Source organism: Bradyrhizobium huanghuaihaiense, from assembly GCF_007830635.1.
Taxonomy (GTDB): Bacteria; Pseudomonadota; Alphaproteobacteria; order Rhizobiales; family Xanthobacteraceae; genus Bradyrhizobium; species Bradyrhizobium huanghuaihaiense.
In genome coordinates, this window is sequence record NZ_VLLA01000002.1 from 744,078 (window position 1) to 757,388 (window position 13,311).

Here is a 13,311-nt window from a genome sequence, read left to right on the forward strand (position 1 = left end):
GCCGCTACCTGCCTGCGCTGCTCGCAACGATCGAGGAGGGCGAGGTCGCGAACTTGCCGAGCCCGAGATAGACGAGGCCCGCCACGCCAATTCCGAACAGCCAGCTCAGATCGGCGCCGCCCAGGAAGTTGATCGAGATCGGCCCCTGCAGCGCGCCGACGAGGCCGTCCTCCACCAGCCAGCCCGCGACGAGGCCGGCGAAGAACGCGATCATGCCGGCCCAGTTGATGTCGCCATAGGCGCTGGTCTCGGGCGAGCGGTAGAGCTCGGCGACGTCGATCTCGCCCTTGCGCTTGATGAAGTAGTCGGCGAGCACGACGCCGGCCCACGGGCTCATCCACAACAGCAGACCGATCATCCAGTTATCGAACGCCTTGGCGAAGGACGGCGCGAAGATGAAGTAGAGCGTGACCAGGTAGCCGGCGACGCCGACGATGACGGTGAGCCAGAACCGCGAGAATTTCAGCCCCGCGCTCAGTGCCGCCAATGTCGCCGAATAGACGTTGAGGATGTTGGTGGCGATCGGACCGTGCAGCACCATCAAGAGGACGAGGATGCTGACCGGGCCGCCGAACACCGCGCTGACCATCTTGGCGGGATCGGTGTCGAGCGTCGTCGAGGCGATGGTGGCGCCGAGAATGCCGAGCCAGACCGTCGGCACGAACATGCCGACATAGCTGTACCAGAACACGGATTTCGACGGCACGCTGCGCGGCACGAAGCGCGAATAGTCGGAGGCCCACGTGACCCAGGAAATGCCCCAGCCGACGCCGATCGCGGTCATCAGCAAGGTCAGCATCGCCATATGCGCGCCCGGCGGCAGCGAGGTCGTGAGGCTCCAGTTCACGACGCCGGGCCGCGTCCAGGCCAAGACGCTCATCAGCACCATGATGGCGATGGTCGGCGGCACCGTGTACTTCTCGAAGGTGCGGATCGCGTAGAAGCCGTAGATGCCGATCAACACCTGCACCGCCATCACCAGCGTGATGACGACGATCTCGATCAGCCAGGTGTCGGGCACGCCGAACTGGCCGAGAATGCCCATCGAGACCTTCACCGGGAAATAGGTGTTCACGCCGATCCAGCCCAGCGTCATCAGGAACATCAGGATGCTCGGCAGGTAGGCGCCGCGGACGCCGAAGGCGGACCGGCTCAGCACCATCTGGTTGACGCCGGTCTTGTGCCCCATCACCGTGAAGGTCGCGAAGATCGCGCAGCCCACGATGTTGCCGAGCACGATGACCGCGATCGTCTCCATCAGCCCGAGCTTGAGAATGATGCCGAGCGCGCCGAGCGCCCAGTTGACCGGCGCGATGTTGGCGCCGGCCCAGATCCACATCTGCTGCGGCCCGGTCGAGTCCCGGTCCGCATCGGGAATTGGCTCGATGCTGTGAAGATCAGCGCGAAGTTCGGAATCCGTCATGACATCCCCCAATACGAAGCACGCTTCGCATCATCGCAGCATAAATCGTGCCATCGGTTGCAAAGCGGCCGGGCAGGGCGTGCGCCGATGGCGGATGCAGCGTGGCTCGCGCCGGATTGCTATTGCGTTTTCAAGCGCGACCCATGCTCACATGCCGGCTCGCCACTACGTGTCCGACTCGCCGGCGAGCGGCGGAGAGAGTTGCACGGCCGGGCAGCCATACGATGATAAATTGAGCAGCCCAACCCAAAAGCGCAGCAACTGCGCCTAGTCGAATAGGGCAGCGGAACTGTCGCGACTTGGGTTGCCGGCCACGATGCGCTGCATCATCTCGATGAAGAGCGCCTGTTCCCGCTCGCTGAGATCGCCGAGCGTTGCACGATGCGCCCGCCGCGCCGCGCCCTCGATCTTGACCAGCAGCGCGGCGCCGGCCGGCGTCAATCGGCACAGACGCGCGCGGCGATCGTCCTTGTTCACGGCGCGCTCGACCAGGTTTCGGGCGGCGAGCCGCTTCAGCGCGCCGGTCGTCGTGGTGCGATCGAGGGCGATATCGGCCGCCAAAGTGGTCTGATCGGCGGTTTCGCGCACCGCCAGCGCCGAGAGCAGGCTGTATTGCAGCGGCGTGACTTCGAATTCGCCGCAGGCGTCCTGAAACAGCGCGACGTGAATCTGGTGCAGCCGCCGGATCAGATAGCCGGGGCGTTGCGACAATGGCCAGGGGCGGTGCCTGCCCCCGCTGCGACTTTTCCTGGCTTGCCGCAATGCACGCTCTCCCAACCCGAAACTCCGTCGCGCTTAGCTCGATTCGAGCGCGGCTGCCACCGCCTGATCATGGCATGATGCTTGCTTTTGTCAAAATACGAAGCATACTTCGTATTCAAATGCGAAGCATGCTTCGTAATCCGGGGCGGAGCAACCGCCTGCGCGGGACCAAGGAGAGTGCCATGCCCGTCACTGCCAGCTTCGACCTTCTGCTGCGAGGCGGTCGCGTGATCTGCCCGGCTTCGGGCGTAGACGGCATCAAGGACGTTACCATCCGCAATGGCAAGATCGCGGCCGTCGCGGCGGACATCCTGCCGACCAGCGCCAAGGAGGTCGTCGACGTCAGCGGCAAGCTGGTGTTGCCCGGGCTGATCGACACCCACGCCCATGTCTATCAATATGTCTCCGGACGCTTCGGCATGAACCCCGACATGGTCGGCGTGCAGTCGGGTGTGACGACGCTGGTCGACCAGGGCGGCCCGTCCTGCATGACGTTGCCGGGCTTTCGCCATTTCATCGCGGAGCCTTCGGCCTCGCGCGTCTACGCCTTTCTCTCCGCCTATCTCGTCGGCGGCCTCGAGGGACATTTCTATCCGCAGCTCTACAGCCCCGATGGCGTCGACATCGACGCGACCGTCAAGGCGGCCACGGCCAATCTCGACCTCGTGCGCGGCATCAAGGCCCATGCCGAGATCGGCGGCTTCGCGCGCTGGGGCATCCGCGTCATCGAGATGGCGGCGGAGATCGGCAAGCGCGCCGACCTGCCGGTCTATGTGCATTTCGGCCAGCTCTGGGGCCTGCCCGAGAGCGGCGCCAACGGCGAAGACGCCGACACCATCCTCACCCGCGTCATCCCGCTCTTGCGCGAGGGCGACATTCTCGCCCATCCCTTCACGCGCCATCCCGGCGGCTTCGTCAACCGCGAGGGCGAAGTGCATCCGGTGATTCAGGCCGCGCTCGATCGCGGCCTGAAGGTCGACGTCGGCCACGGCAGCCACTTCTCCTATCGGCTCGCGAAAAAGGCGATCGCCGCCGGCATCATTCCGACCACGCTGGGCGCCGACATTCACGGCTACAACACCCATGTGCCGGCGCCGGCGGGAACGCCCGACCAGCACGAGGACGAAGAGAACCACCCCTTCGCCGGTCAGGCCAAGTTCAGCCTGGTCCAGGCGATGAGTTCGATGATGGCGCTCGGCCTGTCGCTCGAGCAGGTCGTGCCGATGGTCACGTCCAATCCCGCAAAGATGCTCGGCCGCAGCGGCGAGATCGGCGCGCTCAAGGTCGGCATGGACGCCGACGTCTCCGTGCTCGCGGAGAAAAGCGGCCGCTTCGTCCTGAAGGACAACGAGAAGAACGAGGTGATCGCCGAGCGTCTGCTGCAGCCGGCCTTCTGCCTGCGCGCCGGCACGTGCTTCGATGCGGTCGCGCCGATCCTGCCGCAAGCCGTCGCGGCGTAAGGCCCGGCGGTGAAGGAGGGCGCGGAGTTGCGCAACGAGCGAGAGTTTCCTTCGGGCAAATCCGGGCAGGGCGTAGGCGCACGGCTGCCGCGGAAGGAGGACGACCGCCTGATGCGCGGCCGCGGCCGGTATGTCGGCGACGTCAGGCTCGCCGGCCTTCAGGACGTTGCCTTCGTGCGCAGCCCGCTGGCGCATGCACGGATCCGCGGCATCCACGTGCCCGAGCGTTATCGCGGCAGCGTGTTCACGGCGGCGGACCTCGTCGGTATCAAGCCGATCCGCGCGGTGTCGGGGCTTCCCGGCTTCAAGATCTCCGAGCAGCCGGTGCTGGCGACGGGCAAGGTGCGTCAGGTCGGCGAGCTCGTCGCGATGTGTCTCGCGCCGACGCGGGCCGAGGCGGAGGACATCGCGGCCTCCGTGACGCTCGATCTGGAGGAGCTGCCCGCCATCACCGACATGCTGAAGGCGCGCGAGCCGGGCTCGGCGCTGGTGCACGAGCATTGGGGCGACAACGTCTTCCTCGAAACCAATTACGAGGTCGACATTTCCGCCGCGCTCGATGCACCGATCAAGATGACGCGCGAGATCTCGACCGCGCGGCAATGCATGTCGCCGCTGGAAGGCCGCGGCGTGGTCGCGACCTTCGATTCCCGGCTCGACCAGCTCACGCTGCATTCGGCGGCGCAGATGCCGCATATCACCCGCAGCGGCCTTGCCGAATGCCTCGGCATGGAGGAGGGGCAGATCCGCGTCATCTCGCCCGATGTCGGCGGCGGCTTTGGCCACAAGGGCATTCTGCTGCCCGAAGAGGTCTGCCTGTCCTGGCTGACCATGCGCTGCGGTCATCCGGTGCGCTGGCTCGAAGATCGCCGCGAGCATCTCGTCGCCAGCTCCAATTGCCGCGAGCATCATTACAGGATCACGGTTTATGCCGACAGCGACGGCAGCTTACGCGGCATCGATTGCGAGGCGACGGTGGATTCCGGCGCCTACTCCTCCTATCCGTTCTCGGCCTGCTTGGAGGCCGCGCAGGTCGCGAGCATCCTGCCCGGCCCCTACAGGATGCCGGCCTATCGCTGCCGCACCTTCTCGGTCGCCACCAACAAATGCCCGATCCTGCCCTACCGCGGCGTCGCGCGCACCGGCGTCTGCTTTGCGCTGGAGCTGATGCTCGATCTCGTCGCCGCCGAAGCCGGCTTAGAGCCCGGCGAGGTGCGGCTGCGCAATCTGGTGCGCCCCGAGCAGATGCCGTTCGACAACATCACCAAAAAACATTTCGACAGCGGTGATTATCCGGAAGCGATGCGCCGCGCGCTCGCCGCCATCGACATCGACGCGATCCGCGCGAAGCAAAAGCAGGGTGAGGCGGACGGCCGCCGCATCGGCGTCGGCGTCTCCATCTATTGCGAGCAGGCCGCGCACGGCACCTCGGTCTATTCCGGTTGGGGCATCCCGATGGTCCCGGGCCATGAGCAGGCCTCGGCGCGGCTGACGCCGGACGGCGGCCTCGAACTCCGCGTCGGCGTGCATTCGCACGGCCAGGGCATGGAGACCACGCTCGCACAGGTCGCGCACGAGATCCTCGGCGTGGATGTCGCGAAGATCCGCATCATCCTCGGCGACACCGCGATGACGCCCTATTCGACCGGCACCTGGGGCTCGCGCTCGATGGTGATGGCGGGCGGAGCGGTCGCGACCGCCTGCCGCGAGCTCGGCGAGCGTGCCAGGCGCATCGGCGCAAAACTGTTGCAACACGATCCGGCCGCCGTGGTGTTGCAGAACGGCGAGGTGCGCGGCGTCAATGGCAGCGTCAGCGTGAAGGCGATCGCCCACACCTGGTACCGCCGTCCGCAGGACCTGCCCGCCGATGTCGATCCCGGCGGGCTGGAGGTGACGCAAGGCTACAAGCCGGTACGCGACAGCGGCACCTTCAGCTACGCCGCGCATGCGGCCGTGGTCGCGGTCGATCCTGATCTCGGCGAGGTGGAAATTCTCGACTATGTGATCGTCGAGGACGGCGGCGTGCTGGTCAATCCGCTCGTCGTCGACGGCCAGATCTATGGCGGCCTCGCGCAGGGCATCGGCACCGCGCTCTACGAGGAAATGCCGTTCGACGCCTCCGGCCAGCCGCTGGCGACGACGCTCGCCGATTATCTGCTGCCGGGGCCGACGGAAGTTCCGGCCGCGCGCCTCGACCACATGGAGACGCCGTCGCCCTATACGCAGTTCGGCGTGAAGGGCATCGGCGAGGGCGGTGCGATTGCGCCGCCGGCCGCGATCGCCAACGCCGTCAACGACGCGCTGCGCCCGCTCGGCGTCGAGCTGATGCAGTCGCCGATCACGCCGCACCGTGTCGTCGCGGCGGTGCTGGCCGCGCGCGCGACGAAAAGGAGCGCGGCATGAAACCGGCGCCCTTCGCTTATGAGCGCCCGCGTGATCTCAATGCCGCGCTGTCGATGCTGGCAGCGAGCAATGGATCGGCAAAGATCATCGCCGGCGGCCAGTCGCTCGGGCCGATGCTCAATCTGCGGCTGGTGCAGCCCGAGCTGATCGTCGACATTTCCGGCCTTGCCGAGCTCAAGCGCGCCGAGGTGTCCGGCGGCGAGCTCGTGCTCGGGGCCCTGGTCACCCATGCCGACATCGAGGATGGCCGCACCGCCGACGTGACCCGCGGCGCCATGCGCGGTGTCGCCGCCAGCATCGCCTATCGCGCGGTGCGCAACCGCGGCACGATCGGAGGCTCGCTCAGTCATGCCGATCCCGCGGCGGACTGGATCTCGGCGCTCGCCGCTCTCGGCGGGCGGGTGACGCTGCGCAGTCTTGTCGGTGCGCGATCGATGGCTGTCGAAGCGTTTGTGGTCGGTGCGCTGGAATCCGCGCTGCAGGCCGGCGAGATCGTCGAAGCGATCCATGTGCCGGCGCGATCGGCGTCGGCCCATTGGGGTTACGCCAAGAGCTGCCGCAAGACCGGTGAGTTCGCCCATGCCATCGGCGCGGTGCTGGTCGATCCCACCGCCGCTTCGGCGCGCGTCGTGATCGGTGCCATCGATACGGCGCCTATCGTCATCACCGATGCCTCGGAGTTGTTCGGCGGCCGCATCGCGGCCGACTACAAGCAGCGTTTAGATGTCCGTGTCGCCGATGCCCTTCTGGCGAAAGCCGGCATCGACGACGCCGCGCAGCGCCATATCCATGTCAGCGTGTTGAAGCGCGCCGTCCAGGAGGCCGCGGCATGACCACGATCGCGCTTCAGGTCAATCGCCGTGCCGTGGAGGTCTCGGCCGAGCCGCGGACTAGCTTGGCCGATTTCGTCCGCGACAAGCTCGATCTCACCGGCACGCATCGCGGCTGCGAGCATGGCGTCTGCGGCGCCTGCACCGTGCTGCTCGACGGCGTGCCGGCGCGCTCCTGCATCACCTATGCCGCGGCCTGCGAGGGCGCAGACATCACCACGATCGAGGGCCTCGACGAGGACGAGATCACGACCGAGCTGCGCGCCGCCTTCACCCGCGAGCATGCGCTTCAATGCGGCTATTGCACCCCCGGCATGCTGGTCTCGGCACGCGACCTCGTGCTGCGTCTGCCCGACGCCGACGAGCGACGCATTCGCGTCGGCCTTAGCGGCAATCTCTGTCGCTGCACCGGCTATGTCGGCATCGTGCGCGCGGTGCAGTCCGTGATCGAAGCGAGACGCGCGCGCGATATCGCGGCGCTGGCCGATGGCGGCCGGACTAGTCTCGGCCCCGCAGGATCGGGCCGAGCTGCATCCGGCCGAAGCGAACCGCGGCCTGCGCAGCAAGCGTTGGCTCCGGCATCGGAGAGTGCCGAGCCCGGCAGCATCCCCGACTTCATCCCGGCGACCATTCTCGATCAGCGCTTCACGCTGCCGCATCCGCCGGCAAAGGTTTTTGCGATGTTTGACGACATCGGGGCCATCGCAGCCTGCCTGCCCGGCGTATCGCTGAAATCGCCGCCAAGGCCGGAGCGCGTGGAAGGATTGATCCGCGTAAGGCTCGGGCCGATCGCAGCGGCCTTCGAAGGCGCCGCCCGCGTCGAGCGCGATCCCGCGACGCTGTCGGGGCGCATCGTCGGCATCGGCACCGACCAGCGCAGTCATTCCGCGACGCAAGGTGAGATCCGCTATCGCCTGCTGCCGCTCGAAGGCGGCACAGCGACTGCCGTCGAGCTGTCGATCGGTTACACGCTCACGGGAATGCTCGCCCAGGTCGGTCGTCCCGGCCTGGTGCGCGATCTCGCCAAGCGCCTCGTTGCGGAGTTCGCCGCCAATCTCGATCGCCACATGTCCGGCGCGCCGTCAGGGGCGGGGGCGCCGGCGGAGCTCAGCTTCTGGTCGATCGTCTCGGACGTTTTACGCGCGCGTCTCGCGCGCCTGCTTGGCCGCAGGAGCGAGCCGGAATGACGCATCGGTGTGTTCGCGCGCCCCGAAATGACGAAGCCTGGACTGCCTAGACATCAACAGCGTGGGATTTGGAGAGACAACATGACACGAGCACTCGGATTGGTTGGGACAATCGCGCTGACCACGGCCTTGTTCGCAGGCACGGCGGGGGCGCAGACCATCAAGATCGGCGTCAACGAGCCGCTCACTGGCGCGTTCGCGGCGTCAGGCACTTACGTTGTCAACGGCGCCAGGATCGCCGCCGACGAGATCAACGCCAAGGGCGGCATCCTCGGCAAGAAGATCGAGCTTGTCATCGAGGACAACAAGAGCAACCCGACGGAAGCCGCAGCCGTCGCCGAGAAGCTGATCACCAGCGACAAGGTGCCGGTGCTGATGGGCGCCTGGGGCTCGAGCCTGACGCTCGCGGTGATGCCGAAGCTGATGGAATACGAGACCCCGATGGTGGTGGAGACCTCGTCATCCGGCAAGATCACCACGACGGGTAACCCCTTCATCTTCCGCATCTCACCGCCCTCGGCGGTCGAGGCTGCCGCGTTCAAGGGCATCGTCGACAAGCTCGCGCTGAAGAAGGTCGACTTCCTCGTCATCAACAACGACTGGGGCCGCGGCACCGCCGAGGACTTCAGCAAGATGATGAAGGACAAGGGCATCACCATCGGCCTGGTCGAGACCATGGACCAGGGCGCGCAAGACATGAGCGCGCAGCTCTCCAAGATCAAGAGCTCGGATTCCGAGACGGTCATCGTCACGACCGCGGTCGACCAGCTCACCCTGATCTTCAAGCAGGCCGCCGCGCTGGGCCTGAAGAAGCGCATCATCACCACCGGCGGCTCGCAGAACCCGGACCAGATCATCGCCCAGGCGGGCGCCGCCGCCAACGGCACCATGCATCTGACGACCTTCCTGCCCTGGTTCCCGGACAAGACGCCGAACCCGGAGGCGACCAACTACTTCATCACGGAATGGAAGAAGCGCGGCTTCGAGTTCGCCGGCTGCACCGAGAGTTTTCGCGGTTATGACGGCATCCGCACCGCGGCGGCCGCGATCGAGAAGGCCGGCAAGGCCGAACCCGCTGCGATCAAGGCGGCGCTCTGGAACATCAACATCAAGGGGCTGAACGGCGACATCGTGTTCCGCAAGTCCGGGCCCGAGGGCAAGGAGAGCGGGCAGAGCCAGCCGAACGTCTATCTCATCGAGATCAACGACGGCAAGGTCGAGATGAAGACGCTCTGACGCGCGATGAGATTAGGTTCGATCCAGCAACGAAGGAGGTGCGCTCCCTCGCCCGCTTGCGGGAGAGGGTTGGGGAGAGGGTGTCTCCGCAATGGGACAGTCGCCAAGAGGAGAAAGCCCTCACCCGGCGCTTCGCGCCGACCTCTCCCGCAAGCGGGAGAGGTGAACGAGCCGCCGCGGTCATCGATCCGACCTAAAGCCATTCCGCTTTTAACATCAGTCAATCCTGGGCGAGGGCGACACACCGCGGCCCTCGCCGCCATCCAGGATATCCGGGAACAGCCTTGAGCGAATTCCTCCAGCATCTGGTCAACATGCTCGTGCTCGGCGGCACCTATGCGCTGCTGGGCATCGGGCTGACCTTGATCTTCGGCATCATGAACGTCGTGAATTTCACCCACGGCGTGCTCTACACCTTTGGTGCCTACATCATGTTCATCGTGGTGCAGCAGCTCGGGCTGAATTTCTTCCTCGCGTTGCCGGTGGCCGTGCTGGCGGGATGGCTGCTGGGGGCGGCGATCGAGCTGACCCTGCTGCGGCCGCTGCGTGGCTCCGACATCGACACCACGATGCTGGTCATGATTGGCGCCTGGATCGCGATGCAGTCGGGCACGCTGTGGATCTGGGGCGGGGTCGCCAAATCGGTGGCAACGCCCTTTCCGGAGGCGCCGCTGGTGCTCGGGCCGGTGTCGGTGTCGTGGCTGCGCCTGTTCGTGCTCGCTGCGGCGGCCATGTTGATCCTGGTGACGTATCTCCTGATCAACAAGACCAGCCTCGGCCGCGCGATGCGGGCGACGTTCCAGGACCACGACACGGCCTCGCTGATGGGCGTCAATGTCGACATGATCTACACCTCGACCTTTGCGATCGGCTCCAGCCTGGCCGCCGCCGCCGGCGCGCTGCTCGGCCCGGTCTACGTCATTTTCCCGCAAATGGGCGATCTCGCCGCGGTGAAGGCCTTTGCCATCGTCATCCTCGGCGGTCTCGGCAACATCACCGGCGCGGTGATCGGCGGCTTCATCCTGGCGCTCGCCGAGGAGCTCGGCGCCGGCTACGTCTCATCGGGCTACCGCGACGCCATGGGCTTTCTGATCATCATCGCGGTCCTGATCTTCCGGCCGACCGGCCTGTTCGCCCGCGCGGAGCGCGTCGGATGAGGGCGATCATCACCATCCTCGCGGTCATCACGCTTGCCTCGGTGCCGCTCTGGCTGCGCGATCCCTATCTGCTCAATGCGCTGATCACGACCGGCATCTTCGTTATCGGCGCGATGAGCCTCAATCTGCTGCTCGGCTTCACCGGCCAGCTCAGCCTCGGCCACATCGCCTTCTTCGGCATCGGCGCGTATGTCAGCGCACTGACATCGCTCGGCTTCGACATCGGCCTGCCCGGCGACGTCCGCCTGGTTCACGCGCCCTGGCCGCCGATAATAGGCTTCGTGCTCGCGATCCTGATCGCCGGATTGTGCGGCTATTTCGTGGGTCTTCTCTCGTTCCGCGTCCGCGGCGCCTATTTCGTCATCGTGACGATCTCCTTTGCAGAGGTGGTCCGGCTGGTCGCGCTGAACTGGGTCGAACTGACGCAGGGGCCGCTGGCGCTGACCAACATTCCCTCCATCGCGCTGCCCTTGCCCGGCTTCGGTGAGCTGACGCTGCGCACCAAGATGCAGAACTACTACCTCGTCCTGGTCGTAGCGCTCATCGCCTATCTCCTGATCGCGCGCCTCGTTCATTCCCATTTCGGCCGCGCGATGCGCGGGCTGATGGAGAACGAGACACTGGCCGTCTCCGTCGGCATCGACGTGACCAGGACTCTGACGATTGCGGCCGTGATCTCGGCTGCGATCGCGGGTGCCGCCGGCAGCCTCTATGCGCATTACATCCGGATCATCGATCCCGAAGTGTTCGCCTTCATCAACACCGTCACCATGGTGATCATGGTCATCAGCGGCGGCAAGGGCTCGTTGGCGGGGCCGGTCATCGGCGGCCTGATCTTCGGGCTGCTGCCGGTGGCGCTGCGTCCGGTGATGGCGCCGGAAGCGCAGTGGATCGCCTATGGCGGCGTGCTGATCGCTATCCTGTTCGTGCTGCCGCGCGGCATTGTGCCGTCGCTGGCGCAGCGGTTGACCCGGCAGCGCAGCGGTACGACCGCGCTCGCGCCCGTGGCGCTCCCTGAAACCGGCGCCAAGGAGCCTGCGTGATGACGGCGCGCAGCATCGCCATGACCATCGATCAGGTCGCAGTCCGCTTCGGCGGCTTGGTCGCGATCTCCGACATGAGCTTCACGGTCGGCGAGGGCGAGATCGTCAGCCTGATCGGGCCGAACGGCGCCGGCAAGACCACCGCCTTCAACGTCATGACCGGCTTCCTGACGCCGAGCGCGGGCCACGTCACCTATCAGGGCACGACGCTCACCGGATTGAAGCCGCACGAGATCGCCGATCTCGGCCTGATCCGAACCTTTCAGCGCACCAGCGTGTTTCCCAATGACACCGTCTACGACAACCTCCTGATAGGCCTGCATCGCCAGGGCCGGGTCCGGCTGCTCGACGCCATCCTCGGGCTGCCGGGCGCGCGCGCCTCGGAGCGCAGGCTGCGGCAGCGGGCGAGCGAGCTGCTCGAATGGGTCGGGCTCGAACGCCGTGCGCACGATGCGGCCGGCTCGCTCTCCTACGGCGAGCAGCGCCTCGTCGGCGTCGCGCTGGCGCTGGCGGCGGAGCCGTCGATGCTGCTGCTCGACGAGCCCGTCTCCGGCATGAACGCCTCGGAAACGCATCGCTTCGTCGAATTGATCCGTGGCATCCGCGACCGCGGCATCACCATCCTCCTGGTCGAGCACGACATGCCGATGGTGATGACGGTCTCGGACCGCATCGTGGTGCTCAACTATGGCCGCATCATCGCGGAAGGAACGCCCGACGTCATCCGCAACGATCCGGCGGTGATCGAGGCCTATCTTGGACATGGAGCGGGACGTGCTTGAGATCCGTGACATGGTCTGCGGCTATGGCGGCGTCACCGCGCTGCGCGGCATCTCGCTCGACGTGAAGGCCGGGCAGCTCGTCGCGCTGATCGGCGCCAATGGCGCCGGCAAGAGCACGACGCTGCGCGCGATCTCCGGCCTAGTGCCGCCGCGCTCCGGCCAGATGAAGTTCGAGGGCATCGACATAACGGGGGCAAGGCCGCCGCGCGTACTGGCGAGCGGGATTGCGCATTGTCCGGAAGGGCGGCGCGTGTTTCCGCACATGAGCGTCGAGGAGAATCTCGACATGGGGGCTTACCTCCGTCGTGGGTCGGGTGAGATCGCGGCCGATCGCGACCGCATCTACACGGAATTTCCGCGGCTCGCCGAGCGGCGCCGGCAGGCGGCGGGCACGCTGTCCGGCGGCGAGCAGCAGATGCTCGCGATCGGGCGCGCGCTGATGTCGCGGCCGAGGCTGATCATGTTCGACGAGCCCTCGCTCGGGCTCGCGCCCAACATCGTCGAGCGCACCTTTGCGATCATCCGCGGCATTCGCGATGCCGGCACCACGGTGCTGCTGGTCGAGCAGAACGCCTTTGCCGCGCTCGAGATGTGCGATCACGCCTATCTGCTCGAGAACGGCCGCATCGTGCTGTCAGGCGCCGGCACCGAGCTGATCGAGAACGAGCACGTGCGCAAGGCCTATCTCGGTGGATGATGAGGCCGGGTGGATTGCTGTCTGCGATCTCGACCGGCTGAAGCTCGAGGCGATCGTCCGCGTCCCCGGGCGCGACCTGCTCGTGATCTGGAACGAGGGCCATGTTGTCGCCTGCGAACGTGCGTGCCCGCACGAGCAGGCGGACTTGGCCCGGGGACAGCTGACGGCGGGCCGGCTCCATTGCCCGCGTCATGCGGCATCATTCGATTTGCGCGACGGATCGATCACTGCGGGATGGCCGAGCCCGCCGTTGCGGCTCTATCCGGTGCGGATCACGGGCGGGCAGATCTGGATTGAGGCGCAGGAGCGGCAGCCGGGGCGATGATGGCAT

General features: G+C 66.5%; 12 protein-coding genes. 10 read left to right on the plus strand and 2 right to left on the minus strand.

All coding sequences use genetic code 11. The features are described from left to right. Positions 1-4: 4 nt before the first annotated feature. Complete coding sequence (locus IQ16_RS07425; RefSeq protein WP_026312728.1) at positions 5-1,423, minus strand: cytosine permease; 1,419 nt, start codon at positions 1,421-1,423, stop codon at positions 5-7. A 267-nt stretch (positions 1,424-1,690) separates the two neighbouring features. Next, on the minus strand, positions 1,691-2,185 hold the full coding sequence (locus tag IQ16_RS07430; protein ID WP_026312727.1) for a MarR family winged helix-turn-helix transcriptional regulator: 495 nt from the start codon (positions 2,183-2,185) through the stop codon (positions 1,691-1,693). A gap of 182 nt (positions 2,186-2,367) precedes the next feature. Here IQ16_RS07430 and IQ16_RS07435 point away from each other — a divergent pair, with 182 nt between their 5' ends. The 10 genes from IQ16_RS07435 (at position 2,368) to IQ16_RS07480 (ending at position 13,305) form a co-directional block, all read left to right on the plus strand. Then, positions 2,368-3,645, plus strand: a complete 1,278-nt coding sequence (locus IQ16_RS07435; RefSeq protein ID WP_026312726.1) for an amidohydrolase/deacetylase family metallohydrolase — start codon at positions 2,368-2,370, stop codon at positions 3,643-3,645. A 9-nt stretch (positions 3,646-3,654) separates the two neighbouring features. Further along, a complete protein-coding gene (locus tag IQ16_RS07440) occupies positions 3,655-6,048 on the plus strand; it encodes a xanthine dehydrogenase family protein molybdopterin-binding subunit (RefSeq protein WP_145831328.1) in 2,394 nt (797 codons plus the stop codon). After that, a complete protein-coding gene (locus IQ16_RS07445) occupies positions 6,045-6,881 on the plus strand; it encodes an FAD binding domain-containing protein (RefSeq protein ID WP_018647539.1) in 837 nt (278 codons plus the stop codon). Before IQ16_RS07440 ends, IQ16_RS07445 begins: the two co-directional genes overlap by 4 nt. Further along, the gene (locus tag IQ16_RS07450) at positions 6,878-8,065 is read left to right on the plus strand and encodes a xanthine dehydrogenase family Fe-S subunit (protein WP_145831329.1); all 1,188 of its coding nucleotides are present in this window, start codon (positions 6,878-6,880) and stop codon (positions 8,063-8,065) included. The genes IQ16_RS07445 and IQ16_RS07450 overlap by 4 nt, the downstream gene beginning before the upstream one ends. Before the next feature lie 81 nt (positions 8,066-8,146). After that, positions 8,147-9,301, plus strand: a complete 1,155-nt coding sequence (locus IQ16_RS07455; RefSeq protein ID WP_026312724.1) for an ABC transporter substrate-binding protein — start codon at positions 8,147-8,149, stop codon at positions 9,299-9,301. Between the two features lie 284 nt (positions 9,302-9,585). Beyond that, positions 9,586-10,458 carry a branched-chain amino acid ABC transporter permease gene (locus tag IQ16_RS07460; RefSeq protein ID WP_018647536.1) on the plus strand — a complete coding sequence of 291 codons (873 nt, stop codon included), beginning with the start codon at positions 9,586-9,588 and terminating at the stop codon, positions 10,456-10,458. Beyond that, complete coding sequence (locus tag IQ16_RS07465; protein ID WP_018647535.1) at positions 10,455-11,501, plus strand: branched-chain amino acid ABC transporter permease; 1,047 nt, start codon at positions 10,455-10,457, stop codon at positions 11,499-11,501. Before IQ16_RS07460 ends, IQ16_RS07465 begins: the two co-directional genes overlap by 4 nt. Beyond that, positions 11,501-12,283 (plus strand): ABC transporter ATP-binding protein, encoded by a 783-nt coding sequence (locus IQ16_RS07470; RefSeq protein WP_020608118.1) that lies wholly within the window; start codon positions 11,501-11,503, stop codon positions 12,281-12,283. Before IQ16_RS07465 ends, IQ16_RS07470 begins: the two co-directional genes overlap by 1 nt. Continuing rightward, positions 12,276-12,980, plus strand: a complete 705-nt coding sequence (locus IQ16_RS07475) for an ABC transporter ATP-binding protein (protein ID WP_026312723.1) — start codon at positions 12,276-12,278, stop codon at positions 12,978-12,980. Before IQ16_RS07470 ends, IQ16_RS07475 begins: the two co-directional genes overlap by 8 nt. Beyond that, complete coding sequence (locus IQ16_RS07480; RefSeq protein ID WP_018647532.1) at positions 12,973-13,305, plus strand: Rieske (2Fe-2S) protein; 333 nt, start codon at positions 12,973-12,975, stop codon at positions 13,303-13,305. The genes IQ16_RS07475 and IQ16_RS07480 overlap by 8 nt, the downstream gene beginning before the upstream one ends. The last annotated feature ends 6 nt before the right edge of the window (positions 13,306-13,311 follow it).

Bases quoted from the DNA above. Each gene is read 5' to 3' on its own strand.
- IQ16_RS07425 (WP_026312728.1), bottom strand. From the start codon at position 1,423: ATGACGGATTCCGAACTTCGCGCTGATCTTCACAGCATCGAGCCAATT.
- IQ16_RS07435 (WP_026312726.1), top strand. From the start codon at position 2,368: ATGCCCGTCACTGCCAGCTTCGACCTTCTGCTGCGAGGCGGTCGCGTG.
- IQ16_RS07445 (WP_018647539.1), top strand. From the start codon at position 6,045: ATGAAACCGGCGCCCTTCGCTTATGAGCGCCCGCGTGATCTCAATGCC.
- IQ16_RS07450 (WP_145831329.1), top strand. From the start codon at position 6,878: ATGACCACGATCGCGCTTCAGGTCAATCGCCGTGCCGTGGAGGTCTCG.
- IQ16_RS07455 (WP_026312724.1), top strand. From the start codon at position 8,147: ATGACACGAGCACTCGGATTGGTTGGGACAATCGCGCTGACCACGGCC.
- IQ16_RS07465 (WP_018647535.1), top strand. From the start codon at position 10,455: ATGAGGGCGATCATCACCATCCTCGCGGTCATCACGCTTGCCTCGGTG.
- IQ16_RS07470 (WP_020608118.1), top strand. From the start codon at position 11,501: ATGACGGCGCGCAGCATCGCCATGACCATCGATCAGGTCGCAGTCCGC.